The 15,613-nt window shown below is 74.2% G+C and carries 11 protein-coding genes; all 11 read right to left on the bottom strand.

What is annotated here, in order from left to right; translation table 11 throughout:
- Window positions 1-2: 2 nt before the first annotated feature.
- The 11 genes from AB0E62_RS26290 to AB0E62_RS26240 all read right to left on the bottom strand — a co-directional run bounded on the left by AB0E62_RS26290 (window position 3) and on the right by AB0E62_RS26240 (window position 15,613).
- The gene (locus AB0E62_RS26290) at window positions 3-677 is read right to left on the bottom strand and encodes an HAD family phosphatase (RefSeq protein ID WP_362198576.1); all 675 of its coding nucleotides are present in this window, start codon (window positions 675-677) and stop codon (window positions 3-5) included.
- 122 nt (window positions 678-799) lie between these two features.
- On the bottom strand, window positions 800-2,272 hold the full coding sequence (locus AB0E62_RS26285; RefSeq protein ID WP_362198573.1) for an amidase: 1,473 nt from the start codon (window positions 2,270-2,272) through the stop codon (window positions 800-802).
- Window positions 2,273-2,967: 695 nt separating this feature from the next.
- A complete protein-coding gene (locus AB0E62_RS26280; RefSeq protein WP_362198570.1) occupies window positions 2,968-4,221 on the bottom strand; it encodes an MFS transporter in 1,254 nt (417 codons plus the stop codon).
- Between the two features lie 273 nt (window positions 4,222-4,494).
- A complete protein-coding gene (locus AB0E62_RS26275; RefSeq protein WP_362198567.1) occupies window positions 4,495-5,439 on the bottom strand; it encodes an aldo/keto reductase in 945 nt (314 codons plus the stop codon).
- Between the two features lie 37 nt (window positions 5,440-5,476).
- Window positions 5,477-6,967, bottom strand: coding sequence for a GMC family oxidoreductase (locus tag AB0E62_RS26270; protein ID WP_362198564.1), 1,491 nt, complete (start codon window positions 6,965-6,967; stop codon window positions 5,477-5,479).
- A gap of 67 nt (window positions 6,968-7,034) precedes the next feature.
- On the bottom strand, window positions 7,035-7,958 hold the full coding sequence (locus AB0E62_RS26265; protein WP_362198561.1) for a sugar nucleotide-binding protein: 924 nt from the start codon (window positions 7,956-7,958) through the stop codon (window positions 7,035-7,037).
- Window positions 7,955-8,995, bottom strand: coding sequence for an ROK family protein (locus AB0E62_RS26260; protein ID WP_362198558.1), 1,041 nt, complete (start codon window positions 8,993-8,995; stop codon window positions 7,955-7,957). The genes AB0E62_RS26265 and AB0E62_RS26260 overlap by 4 nt, the downstream gene beginning before the upstream one ends.
- Window positions 8,976-9,347 (bottom strand): cupin domain-containing protein, encoded by a 372-nt coding sequence (locus AB0E62_RS26255; RefSeq protein WP_362198555.1) that lies wholly within the window; start codon window positions 9,345-9,347, stop codon window positions 8,976-8,978. The genes AB0E62_RS26260 and AB0E62_RS26255 overlap by 20 nt, the downstream gene beginning before the upstream one ends.
- Complete coding sequence (locus tag AB0E62_RS26250; protein WP_362198552.1) at window positions 9,340-10,542, bottom strand: sedoheptulose 7-phosphate cyclase; 1,203 nt, start codon at window positions 10,540-10,542, stop codon at window positions 9,340-9,342. The genes AB0E62_RS26255 and AB0E62_RS26250 overlap by 8 nt, the downstream gene beginning before the upstream one ends.
- An 8-nt stretch (window positions 10,543-10,550) precedes the next feature.
- The gene (gene malQ / locus AB0E62_RS26245) at window positions 10,551-12,599 is read right to left on the bottom strand and encodes a 4-alpha-glucanotransferase (protein WP_362198549.1); all 2,049 of its coding nucleotides are present in this window, start codon (window positions 12,597-12,599) and stop codon (window positions 10,551-10,553) included.
- Window positions 12,596-15,613 carry a Cof-type HAD-IIB family hydrolase gene (locus AB0E62_RS26240; RefSeq protein WP_362198546.1) on the bottom strand — a complete coding sequence of 1,006 codons (3,018 nt, stop codon included), beginning with the start codon at window positions 15,611-15,613 and terminating at the stop codon, window positions 12,596-12,598. The genes malQ and AB0E62_RS26240 overlap by 4 nt, the downstream gene beginning before the upstream one ends.

The raw sequence follows: 15,613 nt of genomic DNA, 5'->3' as shown, positions 1-15,613 counted from the left end.
AGTCAGGCCGCGGTCTTCTTCCGCGGCGGCCAGGCCAGTTCGGTGTAGTCCGCGGCGATCACGTCGGCCGCCGCGAGGGCCTCGGCGTCATGCGTGGTGGTCAGGCCCACGCACGTGAGCCCCGCCGCCTTGGCGGCGGCGATCCCGGCGGGCGCGTCCTCGAACGCCACCGCCTGGGACGGGTCGACGCCCAACGCCGCGCACCCCGCCAGGAATCCCTCGGGGTCGGGTTTGCCCTTCCGTACGTCCTCGGCCGTGATCACCGCGGAGAAGAGTCCCGCTCCGCCGATGTGATCGAGCAGAGCGAGAGCGTGTTCCCGCAGGCCCGAGGTGACCACGGCCAGGGGAGTGCCTTGCGCGTGCAGCTCCTTGACCAGGGCCTCGGCGCCCGGGACGGGGTACGGGGGCGGGATGTCGGGACCGTTCAGGTACCCGACCGCCTCCTCGAAGAGTTCCTGCACGGTGCTGCCGGGGAACTTGTGCACGTGGTCGGCCAGCGACTCCTGGCCCCGCCGGCCGACGAACGTGGCGAGCACGGCGTCGTTCACCTCGACGCCGTGGGTGCGGAACAACCGGGTCCACGCGGCCCGGCTGCGGTGTTCCGTGGCGACAAGGGTGCCGTCGAGGTCGAAGAGTGCTGCCCGGGCATGTGGCGTGTTCGAGCCGTTGTCGGTCACAGGGGTTGTCCTTTCTCAATGACGACCGGCCTCGTACGAGCCGAGCCGCAGGCCTCGAGCGGAGTGGGCCGGCCCGCCGGCACCGCGTCGCGACGTCCGCGGGGGAGGAAGTGCCCCCCCGACTAGCGCGAGAGCGACGGGTCCAGGGCCTGATAGTGGTGCTGCCAGGGTAGCCGCTCCTGGTACGCGGAGGCCGCGCGCACGACGGCCGCGTCGTGGTGCCGGCGCGCGGCGATCTGCATGCCGATCGGCACGCCGTTGGACGCCCGGCCGACGGGCACCGTGGCGGCGGGACTGCCGATCAGGTTGAAGGGGCTCGTCATCGACCAGCCCACGAACCGGTCGACCTCCTGCCCGGCGACCTGGCTGGGACCGACCGTCGTACGGGTGTCGTCGTTCGGGATGGCCGTGATGCAGTTGACCGGGCTGATCACCAGATCGAAGGTGTCGAAGAGATCCTCGAAGGTGTCCAGCACCCGGGTGCGCAGCAGATCCGCGAGGCGGAACTCGACGGCGCTCATGGAGGCACCCGTCCGTACGCTGTCCAGATAGGCCGGGTCCACTTCCTTGCCCTGCTCACCCAGGAAATCGATTCCCTGAGCGAGACTGACCTCGGCGGACTCCGCGTGGCACAGGGACAGATACCTGCGCCATTTGGCCGTGAGTTCGGCGTGCGGCACCGGGAGTTCGAAATCGGCCTCCACGACCTCGGCCCCTGCGTTCTCGAACGCGGACAGCGCTCCCCGGACCGCGCTCTCGACCTCCGGCTCCACCGGATAGCCGCCGAGATCGGGTGTGTAAGCGACCCGCATTCCCTCCATCGACGGCGAGAGCGCCGCGGCCAGCGATTCCCCGACGGGGAAGGAGTACGGGTCCCTCGGGTGCGGGCCGGACATCAAATCGAGGCCGAGCACCACGTCCTGGACCGTGCGGCCCAGCGGCGCGTAGCAGACCATGGGGTTCAGCCGGCGGAAGGCGTTCGGCCTGGCGGGCACGGCCACGCGCCCGAAGGTGGTCATCATGGTGAAGACGCCGCAGAACGCGCCGGGCACGCGCAACGAGCCACCGGCGTCCGATCCCTGGGCCAGCGGAACCATCCCGGCGGCCACCGCGGCGGCGCTGCCGCCGGAGGAACCTCCCGCGTTCATCGCCACGTTGAAGGGCGTGGACGCCGGACCGAACAGCGCGCTGTCGGTGGTCGCCTTGAAGCCGAACTCCGGCGTGTTCGTCTTGCCCACCACGATCGCACCGGCCTTCACCAGGCGCTCGACGCACAGGATCGTCTCGTGGGGAACATCGTCGGCGAACATCTTCGACGCTCGCGTCGTACGCACTCCGGTGACCGGGTCAAGGTCCTTCACGCCGATGGGCACGCCGTGCAGCGGGCCCAGTTCGGCTCCCGACAGCACCGCCTTCTCGGCTTCCTTCGCCGCGTGCAGCGCCTCGTCGGCACAGACGGTCACGAACGCGTTGACAGCGGGGTTGACTTCCTCGATGCGCTCCAGGCTCGCCCGCACGACTTCGACGGGGGACACAGCTCGTTGTTTGATGAGATCGACCAGTTCCATCGCTGTGAACGACGCGAAATTCTCCATACTGCCTCATCCTGTCGAGGGTTCGTCTTCGAACGAGCGCGATTCACCCATGCGTCTTCGGCTGATTGTCACGGATTCAGGTTCTGTCTGCTTTTCAGTTCGACGCTTCGAGCTGTTGGAGGTGTCCGGCGGCACGGAACGTGGTGGATGCACCGTTCCTGGAGCGGGCCATACGTTAGTCAGCCGCTCTCGCCGCATGTCAACGGCCGCGGACGTGCTGGCGCATATTTTTCCCCAGTTCACAGCGGTGTGAATCCCTGCCCCAAGTCGGCGGGCCCGCGCACCTGATCCCGCTCGGCAGACAGTACGGCCGGAAGGAGAAGGCACTGGTCTACTCTCCCCGAGCGACGGCAAGGCGTTGGGGCGGGTACTCGACCGGCCGCGGGCGGATACCGCTGGTCTATTCCGTGAGGGGGTGCGCGCCGCACCGCCGGGACCGGGGGGAGGTGTCCCGTCCCGCGGCGGCACACGCGCGAGCATGCGGAAGCAGAGGTTCAAGATTGGCCTGAAAGCAGCCAAGCCGTTCCCGATGGCGTCCGGAACAGGTCGAGCACGGGGACGATGGCAGGGGGGTGACGGTCCGTCCGGCGGTCCGCGGAGAGGTGCCACAGATGACCGGCCTCGTCGTGCACGGCGTGGGTGACGCGCGTGCGCGGATCCGGACCGCCGTGCGGCACCGAGGGCGGACGCCCGTCTCACGGGGCGCGGCGCCCGCTGCTCAGTGCCACCGCCGGGATCACCGCGAGGGCGAGTGCCCCTGCCGCCGTCGCCAGGGTGGGGTAACCGCTGCCGCTCACCACCAGGCCCGACACCATGCCGCCCGTCGCGCCGGCCACGGACATCCCCACGTCCGCCATGCCCTGCACCGCGGCGCGGTTCTGTGCCGGGGCGGCGTCCGTGATCAGGGCCGTCCCGCCGAGCAGGGCCAGGTTCCAGCCGATGCCGAGCAGGACCAGCGCGCAGGCCTGCGGCGCGATGGAGGCCGGTGGGGCGAGGGCCGCGGCCAGGCCCGCGCCCAGCAGGACGACGCCGGCCGCGGCGCCGACCCGGCGCCCGCCCCACCGGTCCGCGAGCAGGCCGCTCAGCGGGGACGGCAGGAACATGGCGCCCACGTGCAGGGCGATCACCAGACCCACCGCCTGGGTGGTACGGCCGTGGCCGGTCATGTGGACGGGCGTCATGGTCATCACGGCGACCATCACCAGCTGCGCGGTGATCATGACGGTGGCACCGGTGACGACCCCGGGGACAGCGCGTCCGGGGTGAGGAGGACCGGTGCCGGGCCCGGCCGCGGCGGCGTCGGTCCGCCGCGGCCCGGACAGGAGCAGGGGGTCCCGGCGCAGGCACACCAGGAGCACCACGGCCGCGGCCGTGTACGCGGCCACCGCCAGCAGGAAGGGGCCCGTCAGCGGTGGCAGGCCCCAGGCACCGGCGAGACGGCCGGTGGGGCCGGTCAGGTTCGGGCCCGCGACCGCGCCCAGGGTCATGGCGAACAGCACGGTTCCGGCGGCCCGGCCGCGCCGCTCGGGCGGGGCGAGGTCGGCGCCCGCGTAACGCGCCAGCAGCCCCGTGACCGTGCCCGCGCCGTACACGAACAGCGCGGAGAACAGCAGGACGGGCCAGCGCGCGGCGGCTCCCGCGACCACCCCCGCGCTGCCCAGTGCCGCGACCGCGTTGCCGAGCGCCAGGCCACGGCGGCGCCCGAAGCGCTGACAGACGCGTCCGAGGACCGCGGCTCCGAGAGCCGCGCCGATGGTGAAGAGCGCGGCCGGCAGTCCCGCCAGGCGGGTCGAGCCGAGCAGGTCCTCGGCGAGCAGCGCGCCGACCGTGATGCCGGCCGCCATGCCGGCACCGCCGAGCACCTGCGAGACGACGACCACCCGCAGGGCGCGACGACGCCGTTCCGGGGAGAGTCCCGTCACCGAGGCCGGCGGGGCCGTCCGCGTCACGTGCGTTCCCGCGCCGGGGCCGCCGGGCCGGCGGGCCGCGGCGCGCGCGGGGGTCCGGGGACCTGGGCTGCGGATACGGGCATGGGGCTCCTGTCGGGAGGCCGTCGCCGGACCTCCTGCGGCGGGGCGGGCCGGGCACCTCGGCACGAAGGGTTCGGCGATCACCCCTCGACCCTCCGAAAGTAAAGAAATGGTCAATCAATCGTCAAGGGGTCCAGGCTGATTGACCTGATCCGTCGCCTCGTGCGGGTCCGCCGTTCCTGGTCGGCTCTTTCAGGGCAGCGGGGCGTCACGCGCGGTGGTCCACAGGTCGTACCACTCCTCGTGTGTGAGGTCCGGTTCGCGGCGGGCCGCGTCCGCGCAGGCGGCGATGCGTTCGGGGCGGGTGGTGCCGACGACGGGAGCGATGCCCGCCGGGTGACGCAGCAGCCACCACAGGAGGATGGTCTGCGGTGTGGTGTCCTTGCGCCGGGCGAGTTCCGCGACGAGCCGGCCCGTCCGCGTCCCGTCGCCCGAGGTGAAGCGGCCCCGGGCGAGCGGGCCCCACGCCTGGAGCCGGACGCCGTGGGCCGCGCACCACTCCAGCGTGCCGGGCGCGAAGCCGTTGCGGGAGGCGTCCGGTGTGTTGAACAGGACACCCGCCTCCACCCAGTCCCGCCGGGCCAGGCTCATCTCCAGCTGGTTGACGACCAGCGGGAGGTCCGTGTGGGCCTGCAGGGCGGCGATCTGCGGACCGCTCATGTTGGACACGCCGAACTGCCGGACCAGTCCCCGGGCGTGGAGGGAGTCCAGCGCGGCGGCGATCTCCCGGGGGCCGGTCAGCGGGTCGGGCCGGTGCAGCAGGAGGACGTCCAGGACGTCCGTGCGCAACCGGACCAGGCTCTCCTCGACCCGCCGCACGATGCCGGCGCCCCGCAGGTCGTAGCGTCCGGGCCGGCCGCCGTGGGGCAGCCGGATGCCGCACTTGGTCTGCAGCACGATGCGTTCCCGCAGTCCCGGGTTGCGGGCCAGCACCTCGCCGAAGACGGCCTCCGCCTTGCCGTGCCGGTAGATGTCGGCGTGGTCGAACGCCGTGATGCCGGCGGCCAGCGCCGCCTCGATCGCGGCCTCCGCGCGCCCGATGTCGGCGGCTGTGTACGGCTCGGTGTCCCAGCCGCCGCCGAGTCCCATGCAGCCGTACAGCAGTTTGTGCGTGCGGATGTCGGTCTGTGCGGCCATTCGGTCTCCGTGGTGGGTGTGTGCGGTGGACGGGAGGTCAGCCGCGCAGGACGTCGGCGAGCATCTCGGCGACGGCCAGGACCGGCAGCTGGGTGTTGGCGGCGGGCACGGTCGGCAGGATGGAGGCGTCGGCGACGCGCAGCCCCGCCACACCGTGGACCGCGCCCTCCCCGTCGACCACCGACCGTGGATCGTCCGCGGGGCCCACGGCGCAGGTGCCGACGGGATGCCAGTAGGTGCCCACCCGCTCCCGCAGGCGGGAGTCGGGCAGCGTGTGGGCCGGTGCCGCCTCCGCGGGGCCCGCAAGTGGCTTCATGACCGCGGCGAGCGCCTCCGCCTTCCGCAGGCCCGTCCGCAGGACGGCGAGGTCACGGCCCGCCGGGTCGCTCAGGAAGCCGGGGTCGATCGCGGGCGGCTCCAGGGGGTCGGCCGAGCGCAGCCGGACGTACCCGCGCGAGACCGGCTTCATCAGGAAGGCGGAGACGCCGGCCTCGTACTGCCCGGGCGGAAGCGAGCCGAACAGCGGCGGGCCGGCCGTGGGCAGGAGGTGCAGGTCCCACGCGCCGTCCGGGCAGAACTCGCCGGCCGCCCGGATCAGCATGCGGCTGACGTACAGTTCCCCGGCCGACTCCTTCGCCGCCAGCGCCCGGTTCAGGCCGTCCGTCGGGGTCAGCGGCACGAAGACACCCGGCTGGTCGGACAGGTTGGCGCCGACACCGGGGAGGTCCGTCACGCACCGGATGCCGGTCTCCGCCAGGTGTGCGGCCGGCCCGATGCCACTGCGCAACAGTACGGCGGGCGAGCCGAAGGTGCCGGCCGTGAGGACACACATGCCGGCCGCCAGGGTCACCGGCCGCCCGTCCAGGAGGACGCGGGCACCGGTCACCCGGCCCGCGCGCACGGACAGGCGGTCCACCAGAGCGCCGCCGATGATCGTCAGGTTCGGCCGCGCCCGGGTCGCCGGATCCAGGTAGGCGAAGGCGGCGTTCCAGCGCAGCCCGTCGAGGGAGTTGAGCAGCGGCCGGCCGTGACCGGGCGGCCCCGGAGTGCCCATGTCCACCTCCGGGTAGCCGAGTTCGCGCGCGGCCGTCAGGGCGGCACGTGCCCAGTCGGACAGCTCCGGGTCCGGTACGGTGCGCAGCCTCATGCGCTCCACGGCCCGCAGCCGGTACGGCTCCAGTGCGCCGGCCGACCACCGCGCACCTCCGGCGTGGGTCCACTCCGCGTGGTCGGCGTGCGAACCCCACGTGTTCCAGGCTCCGTTGATGCACGAGGAGCCGCCCAGGACACGGGCCCGGATGCGGTAGAACGCGGTGTGCCGCTCCCACACGTCCTCGCGGGGCAGGGCCCGGGAGTCGAGGATCTTCCCGGGCCAGTCCTGCTGCCGGGGGCCGTAGTCGGGGCCCGCCTCCACGAGGCACACGGTGCGGCCGGGGTCCTCGCTCAGACGTGCCGCCAGCACGCATCCGGCCACTCCGCCGCCGAGGACGACGACGTCGTAACCGGACGCAAGAGACGGGATCTTCATGGTCGCTCCGCTGAGAGATCGGGTGGGGGAACGTGCGAGAAGGGGGGACGGTGGTGTCCCGCGGGACTCAGGCGGCCGGGGATCCGGTGAAGGCGGGTGCCAGCAGGCGCGCTCCCTCGCGCACCCCGCGCACCGTGATGTCCCCGGTGGCGGGCAGGGACGCCAGCAGCTCGCTGCTCAGGCAGGCGTTCACCGGACGGGAGGCGTAGCGGGTCAGGGCCCGCGGTACCGGTGTCACCAGGTGGGCGGGCGCCGCCAGTTCCCGGGCGATGACGGCGGCCCACGCGGCACGGGTGAGGCGGTCGGGGCCGCCCAGGTGCAGCACCGGGGGCAGCGGATGCCCGGCGCGCAGCAGGGCCGTCGTCACGTCCGCCACGTCGTCCAGCAGCACCGGGGTCGTCCAGTGGTCGTCCGGGGCCTCGATCCGCTGCCCCTGCCGCAGCCGGTGGGCACACGCGGCGAAGAAGTTCAGCCACTTGCCCGCGTCGGCCGGCTCGTGGCCGTAGACGAGGCTGACCCGCAGGGCCACCGCCCGGGCCGCCGTGGCGAGCAGCACCCGCTCCGCCTCCGCCTTCGCCCGGCCGTAGGCGTTGGCCGGCGAGACGGCGCTGCTCTCGGTGTTGTCCGCCGAGCCGCCGTCGAAGACGTTGTCCGTGGAGATCAGCACGATCCGCGCGTCCGGCGCGAGACCGGCGAAGGTCTCGGCCACGCCGGCGTGCACGGCCCGGGCCTCCTCGGGGTGGGTCTCGCACCAGGTGACGTCGGACGGGCCGTGCACCAGGACGATGCCACCGGGACGCAGCCGGTCCAGCAACCGCCGGCAGGCTGCCCGGTCGGTGGCGTCGAGGGCGGCCCAGCGGGCCCCGTACGCCGCGGGCGGCACCGCGGGAGGACGGCGCGAGGCGAGTGTCACGGGCTGCCCCGGCGCCACCGACCGGGCGATCCCGGTGCCCACCAGGCCGCTGCCCACGACGAGGACCGGCCCGGTCATGACGCCCCCTGGGCGAACGACGCCGGCATCCGGTCCGCCAGCAGCCGGCCCGCACCGATCAGTCCGTGGTCGTCGTCCGCGGCCCCGAGCGACACCATGGCGTCGATCTGCCCGGCGTCGAGACCGAAGCATCCCAGCCGCACCAGCTCGGCCACCAGCAGACGCCGGTACGGCTCGCCGACCGCCAGGGCGAAGCCGCCCACCAGGATGTAACGGCACACCCCGACCGACGCGAACACCCCGGAGACGGCCTGGGCCAGCGGGGTCAGGGTGCCGCGCAGCACCTCCGTGGTGAACGGGTCGCCCGCGCGGACCGCCTCCGCGATGGCCCGGTTGCCGATGCGGTCCGCCCGGCCCTCGCACGCCGCCGCGAGCAGGGAGTCACGGAAGGCGGCCTGCCGGGCGTGCGCGGCCCTGCGGGTCGCGGCCAGCACGCCCCGCCCGGAGGCGACGGCGCCGAGGTGACCGCGGCCCCCGCAGTCGCACAGCGGCGCATCGGGGGAGGGGTCGCACACCCAGTGGCCCAGCTCGCCGCCGTGGCCGTCGGCGTCCAGCAGGACCTCGCCACCGCGGAACACCTTGTTGCCGATGCCGGAACTGACGGTGAGCAGGCAGAAGTCCCCGGGCTCGGTGGCGGCGTACCGCCAGGCCGCCGCGGTCAGGTCGTTGACGACGACGGCCGGCGTGCCGGTCCGCTCCGTCAGCAACTCGCCCAGCGGCAGCGGATCCCCGCGCCGCCCCCACACCGTGGGCGCGGCGAGCACCAGACCGGCGGCCGTGATCGGCCCGGCGAAGGCCACGCCCAGCGCCCGCGGCGGCCGGCCGCCGGTGTGCGCGGCGACCTCCCGCACGATCTGCTCCACCACCCGCCGTTGCAGCGCCGGGACCGGAGCACCCGGATCGCGGCGCATGCCGTCGACGGGCACCCGGCGCACCCGGCGCACGGTCCCGGTCGTGGGATCGTAGTCGCCCACCCGCAGCGTGGTGCCGCCCACGTCGACCACGGTGAACACCCCGTCAGCCGGACCGCCGCTCATGCCACCCCTCCTCGAAGACGAGCAGCCGCAGCTCCCGTTCACCGTCGTTGAGCAGACCGTGCTCGCCGTAGGGCCCGTTGACCACGACGTCGCCCGGACCGACCCGGAACTCCTCCCCGTCCCGGTACATCAGGCCGTCGCCGTCCAGCACGACATAGGTCTCGCGGTCGGCGCCGTGCCGGTGCCGGCCGATCGAGGTGCCCGGCGGCAGGACCGCCAGGTCGATGAACTCCGCGCCCGGCGAGCCCGGCCGGCGGGCGAAGATCCGGTGGGCGTGGATCGTGCCGAGACCGCCGTGGTCCCGCTCCTTGGCGGCCAGCAGGTCCCGCAGGTTGGGCACGGCCTCAGGCATCGCGCCGCTCCCCGTCCGCCGCGAGCGCCTTCAGCGCGGCCGCCAGGACGTCCGCGGGCACGTCCGTCAGCTCCTCCACGAAGGCCGCCTTGCCGATACCCGTCGGCACCACGAGGTGCAGTTTGCGGCCCCGGCGCTGCCAGGAGGCGTGCAGCGCCTGTGTCATCAGCTCCGCGGTGCACGTGCCCGGATCGAACACCGGCAGCCCGATCCGCCGCAGCAGCCGCACGACCCGGTCGCAGGTCTCGTCGTCCGCGAGACCCAGCAGACGGGCCAGGTGGGCGGAGAGCGCCATGTCGACGGCGACCGCCTCCCCGTGCTCCAGCCGGTGGTCGCCGGCCGTCTCCACCACCGGACTGAAGGTGTGGCCGAAGTCCACGAGCCGGGCCAGCTCGTGTTCCCGGAGGTTGGGGCAGAGCTCCTCCATCATCAGCCGCATCGACGTGCGCAGGACGTAGGTCTCCAGCTCCCCGTGCTCCGGACGCCCCTCGCCGTCCGGGCGCCGGAACACGTGAGGGTGCCGCTCCAGTGCCCGGAACAGGTCCTCGTCCAGGATCACGGCCATCTTCACGATCTCGGCGAGCCCGCAGCGGATCTCCCGGTGCGGCAGCGTCGCGAGGAAGGCGGGGTCGTTCAGGGAGGCGTGCGCCGGATGGTAGGCGCCGAACATGTTCTTCGTCCGCAGGGCGTTCACCCCGGTCTTCACCCCGACCCCGACGTCCACCTGGCCGACGAGGGTGGTGTTGACCTTGATGTAGCGGATGCCCCGGGCGTAGATGGACGCGGCGAAGCCGACGACGTCGGCCACGATGCCGCCGCCGACGGCCAGCATCACCCCGTGCCGGTCCAGCCCGTCCGCCTTGGCGAGGGCGCACACGCGCTCCGCCGCGGCGAGCGTCTTGTGGTGCTCACCGGTGGGTATCACGTGCAGGGACCACTGGCCGGGCCGGACGTGGGCCGCGAGACAGGCACGCAGCCGGTCGCCGTAGAGCCGGTCGACGGTCGGCCCGACGAAGGCCACGACCCGGCGGTCCTCCAGGTAGCCGGGGAGCAGTGTGCCGTCCGGGTCGAGCACTCCGGTGCCGAGGTCGACCCGGTACCGGGTGCCGTCCGGTGCGCTCAGGTCGAAACCGCCGGCATCCTCGCGGACCCCTGCCGGGGGGTGCCCGACCCGATCGAGAACCTGGCTTGTCATCTCTCTCCTCACGTGCTCTCACCACGTCGCGGAAGGTGCTCGAAGACCCGGGCCACAGCGGCCACGAGGGGCTGCGCGGGCAGGTCCTCCAGCGGTACGGGGCGGTCTTGGGCATCGCTCACGGGCAGCCGCCAGTTGGGGTGGACCGCGGACGTGCCGGGGATGTTCTGGGACCGGCGGTCGCCGGTCGCGTCGGGCAGCCAGACACCGAGCAGCCGCGCCGGTGTCCGGCACAGGAAACGGTGCAGCGCGACCACGTCGCCCTCCGGGTCGGGCAGCAGGCCGAGCCGCTCCAGCTCCGCCAGCCAGCCGTCGCGCTCGGCCGTGGCCTCGGCCTTCTCCTCCGCCTCCGGGCGGGTGAGCAGGCCGAGGCGGGCGCGCAGCGCGACATGCTCACCGCTCAGCCAGGCCGCGGTCGGCGGCAGGTCGTGCGTGGTCAGGGTGGCGAGGCAGTCGCGCCGCCACCGCTCGGGCGGCAGCGGACCGTGCCGGCCCGCCGAGCCCCCGAGGTACTCGAATCGCTGCACGGACGTGCCGAGGACACCCCGCGCGGCGAGGGCCTCGCGCACGCCCGCCTCGACCGTGCCGAGGTCCTCGCCGATCACGGCGGCACCCGCCCGGTGCGCCTCCAGCATCAGCACGCCCAGCATGGCCTCGCCGTCGTAGCGGACGTACGTGCCCTCGGACGGCGGCCGGCCCTCCGGGACCCACCACAGCCGGAACAGGCCCATCACATGGTCGACGCGCAGCGCGCCCGCGTGCCGCAGCCCGGCCCGCAGCAGCGCGGCGAGCGGCCGGTACCCGGCCGCGGCGAGCCCGTCCGGACGCCAGGGGGGCTGCGCCCAGTCCTGGCCGTGCGGATTGAAGTCGTCCGGGGGCGCGCCCACGCTCATCCCCGCGGCCAGGCAGTCCTGCAGGGCCCAGGCGTCGGCGCCCTCCGGGGCCACCCCGACGGCCAGGTCGTGGATCAGGCCGATCCCCATCCCGGCGTCGGTGGCCGCCGTCTGCGCGGCGGCCAGTTGTCCGTCGGTGACCCAGGCGAGCCAGCGGTGGAAGTCGACCTCGGCGGCCAGTTCCTCGCGGGCGCGGGCCACGGCGGGCGACCGGGGGTCCCGCAGGGCGGGCGGCCAGGAACGCCAGGCCGCGCCGTGCACGCCGGCCAGCGCGCACCAGGTGGCGAAGTCCGTCAGGTCGTCGCCCTCCCGCGCGGTGAACCCGGCGAACGCGGCGGCCCGGCCGGGGGAGAGCGGCACCTGGTGCACGGCCCGCAGCGCCTCGTGCTTGAGGTGGCGTACCGTCTCCCGGTCGATGAGCAGGTCACCGCGCAGCACGCCGTCGTTGAGCGCCCGTGCCCGGGTGACGCACCGGTCGGCGGTACGGCGTAGCTCGCCCGTGAGGTACGCGTACTCCGGGATCGCCTCCACCCTCAGGTGCATGGGATCGGGGTAGCGCCGGGAACCGGGCCGGTACGGCGAGGGGTCCGGCAGCGGACCGGGCTCCATCGCGTGCAGCGGACCGAGCTGCACGAAGTCCGCCCCGAGTGCCCGGCCCGACCAGGACGCCAGCTCCGCCAGGTCACCGAGGTCGCCCATGCCCCAGGAGCGGCGCGAGAGCACCGAGTACAGCTGGACGAGGAACCCCCAGTGCCGTCCCGCCGGCCCGGCCAGCCGCTCCGGTACGACGAGGAGCGGCGCGGACCGGCTCCGCCCCGGCGCGGTGACGTGCAGGGTGTGCCGGCCGACGGGCAGGGCCCCGGAAAGGGCGGCGGCGCCCCCTCCTTCGAGCTCCACCTCGGCCGTGGCGTCGCCGGGCAGGCCGAGCGGGGGCACGGCACCCCCGCGTACGACGACGCACTCGGGCAGCAGCCGGGCCGCCGCACGCTCGCGGTGGGCCGCGAGGGCGGCGCGGGCCGCCGCGCCGGTGGCCGAGTCCACACCGCACGCGGCGAGCACGGCCACGAGGGTGTCGGGGGACACCTCCACCCGCCGCCCCCGGTCCGTGGTGTAGGCGGTGGCTATGCGGTGGGCGCGGGCCAGCTCGCGCAGCACATCGGTCATGAGGGCTCCTTGGGGACGCCGAAGAGGCGTTCCAGGACGACGGCGACACCGTCCTCGTCATTGCTCGGCGCTATCTCGTCGGCCACGGCCCGCAGCGCCGGGTGCGCGTTGGCCACGGCCACGCCGTGTCCTGCCCAGGCCAGCAGCGGCAGGTCGTTGGGCATGTCGCCGAACGCCACGGTCTCCGCCGCGTCGTAGCCGAGGAGCTTCGCGGCCCGCTCCACCCCGGCCGCCTTGGTGGTGCCCGCCGGCAGCACCTCCACCATTCCCCGCACCGAGTGCACCACGGTGACCCGGTCCCCGCACAGCGCCCGCGTCACGGACTCGACCTCGTCCTCCGGCACGCCGGTGTGGTGCAGGACGAGCTTGTCGATGGGGTCCGTCCACAGCAGGCCGCGGTCGGCCGTGACGTCCCAGCCGTGGCGGACGCGTTCGCCGAACCGGGGGGTGACCTTGAAGCGGCTCTCCGGCGGCGCGGTGACCACGCCGAGTTCCATGGGCCCGAGGGCCGCCTCGACGCGTTCCACCACCTCCCGGGCGAGGCCGAGGTCGAGCGAGGCCGAGCTGAGCAGCCGGTCGGCTCCGGCGTCGTAGAGCTGCGCGCCCTGCCCGCACACGGCGAGCCCCCGGTAGCCGAGCGCGGCCAGGTACTGCTTGCAGGCCGCGGCGGGTCTTCCGGTGACCACGAGATGCCGGGCCCCGGCCTCGGCCGCCCGGGCGAGGGCGCGCAGGGTCCGGGCGGAGACGGTCTGGTCGCTGCGCAGCAGGGTGCCGTCGAGATCGGTCGCCACCAGCCGGAACGGCGGACGCTCCGCGAGGGCGTCGCCGGGCAGGGTGTCCCAGGTGACCCGCCCGGAGTCCAGGGTCAGCAGGGCGAGCGGACGGTGTCCGGCGGGGGAGCCGGGCAGGGGGCCCCGGAACACGCCGTCCCCGACGGGAGTCAGGGCCGCCAGCACCATGCCGGTGTCCGCGGGTACGGCCTCGTCGGAGGCGAACGCCTCGGCGCGCGACTCCCCTCGCGTGGCGGGAGCGACGGTGCCGGGCACCGCGATCTCCACGTGCCGCGCGTGCGGGTGCCGGTACTCCAGCAGCCGGCCGCCCGCCGCGTCCGGGAGCACCCGGTACCGTGCGCGCACCCGGGCCGCCCAGTCCTCCCGCCCGGCCGCCCGGGCCGTCTCGGCGCACCGCACGAAGTCGGCCCGGGCGTACGCGGCTTCGAAAAGCCGCTCGTACGCCGGCCCGTCCAGGGGAGCGCAGCGTCCGTAGGCCGCGGTGTCGCCCAGCTCCGCGGCGGACCGTGCGACGAGGTGCCGGTGCCGGGACCAGGCGGCGGCGGGCAGGGCGTCGAACCAGCCGTACCGTACGGCGTCCTCGACGGGGAACGGCCGGGGCCGGTCGCGCAGCAGGTCCGCGAAGGCCGAAAGACGCCGGTCCGCGCTGCGCGCCCAGGTGAACGCGCGTGCCGTCGCACGGGAGTTGGCCGACAGCCGGGCGTAGTCGCCGGGGGCCGTGCGGCGCAGCGCCACGGCCTGGCGGATGCGCTCGGCGAGCGCGGCGGCCAGGGCGGGGTCGTCGTCGCGGAACGAGCCGGGCAGCGACAGGCCGGTCGCCCTCGGGTCGTCCGCGGGCAGCGCGTGCCCGAAGTGCGCGGTGACGGTCTGCGCGGTCGCGACCGGCACCGCCCCGCAGGCCATCGCCTCGGCCTGGGCGATGAGGAAGCCGTCCAGCTCGAACTTGGAGGGGAACACACAGAAGTCGGCACACGCGGCCTGCTCGAACAGCGTGTCCTCGTCGGCCAGGCGCCAGTCCAGGTGCACGCGGCCCGGGAAGCGGTCGGCGACGCTCTGGAAGTAGGCGTTGGCGGCCGGGGCGGTCGGCCCGGCGCCGCCGTGGGTGGCGAACCGCAGCACGAACGCGGCTTCCGTACCGCCCGCCAGGACCTCCTCGACGGCGCGTACCAGTTCCAGCTGGCCCTTGTGGTGCACCGCGTAGCGGGCGGCGTGGTAGAAGACGGGCAGCGACGCGTCGAGGCCGAGGCCCCGCAGGACCGCGTCACGGTCCACGGCACGTGGATCCCGGGCCAGCCAGCTGTCGGATATCCCGCAGCCTCCCGTGAACAGCTTCGCGGCCCGCTCGCGCAGCATCCGGGACACCGGCAGGGCCTGGAACAGCGACTCGAACGGGGTGTCCCGGAAGGTGCTGTAGTGGTCGCGCTGGCCCGGCGAGACGAAGTCGACCAGATCCGCGTGGGCCAGGATCAGCGGCAGGAAGGCGATGTGGTCCGGCCCGGCCTCCACGTGCATCCGGGTGCCGGCCAGGACCCGCGCCATGACCGCCTCCGGGCTGTCCTCGGCCGGCAGCGGTGCCGCGAACGCGTCCAGGTCCGCGTCGACGCCGAACAGGCGCAGCACCCGCTCCACCTGCGGGCGGTACACCGCCTGGGCGACGGGCGCGTTGGCCGCGACCGTGCTCACCGTCCGCAGGGCCGGATCGCCGGCGAACAGCGGCGGCAGCAGGTAGTGGTAGTACGGCTCGAAGCCGTGGACCACCGCGTCCTCGCCCCGCAGGCAGCGCCGGATGAAGTGGGCGCCCGCGACCTGGAACACGAGCGGCTTGAAGTACGCCAGATCCCTGCCCTCGGTGCCGGGCGGCGGATACAGCCGGTCGGGGAGCAGATCCAGGAAGGCGTCGGACAGGAAGTACACGTCGACGCCGTCCTTGCGCAGCCGGTGGGCCCGGGTGGTGAGGTCCAGGCCGATCTCCGCCGGGTGGTCCGGCCACGCCTTGGGGTCCGGTACCAGCGGCACGCGGTGCTCGTGGACGTAGGGGAGGTCCTCGATCGGATGGTCCCGCCGCAGCGTCTCGAGGAGCCCGTGGGCGGGAGTGACCAGCGAGACGCGGTGACCGCGGGCCGCGTACTCCCGCGACAGGTTCCACACCAGCGGGGACAGTCCGCCGCGCATCAGGCGGTTGTCGAACCCCCCGCACTCGTAGGCGAAGTGGATGATGTGCAC

The organism is Streptomyces sp. NPDC038707, from assembly GCF_040636485.1.
Taxonomy (GTDB): domain Bacteria; phylum Actinomycetota; class Actinomycetes; order Streptomycetales; family Streptomycetaceae; genus Streptomyces.
Note: the sequence above shows the minus strand (reverse complement) of the source record. Positions and strands in the feature narration are given on the sequence as shown.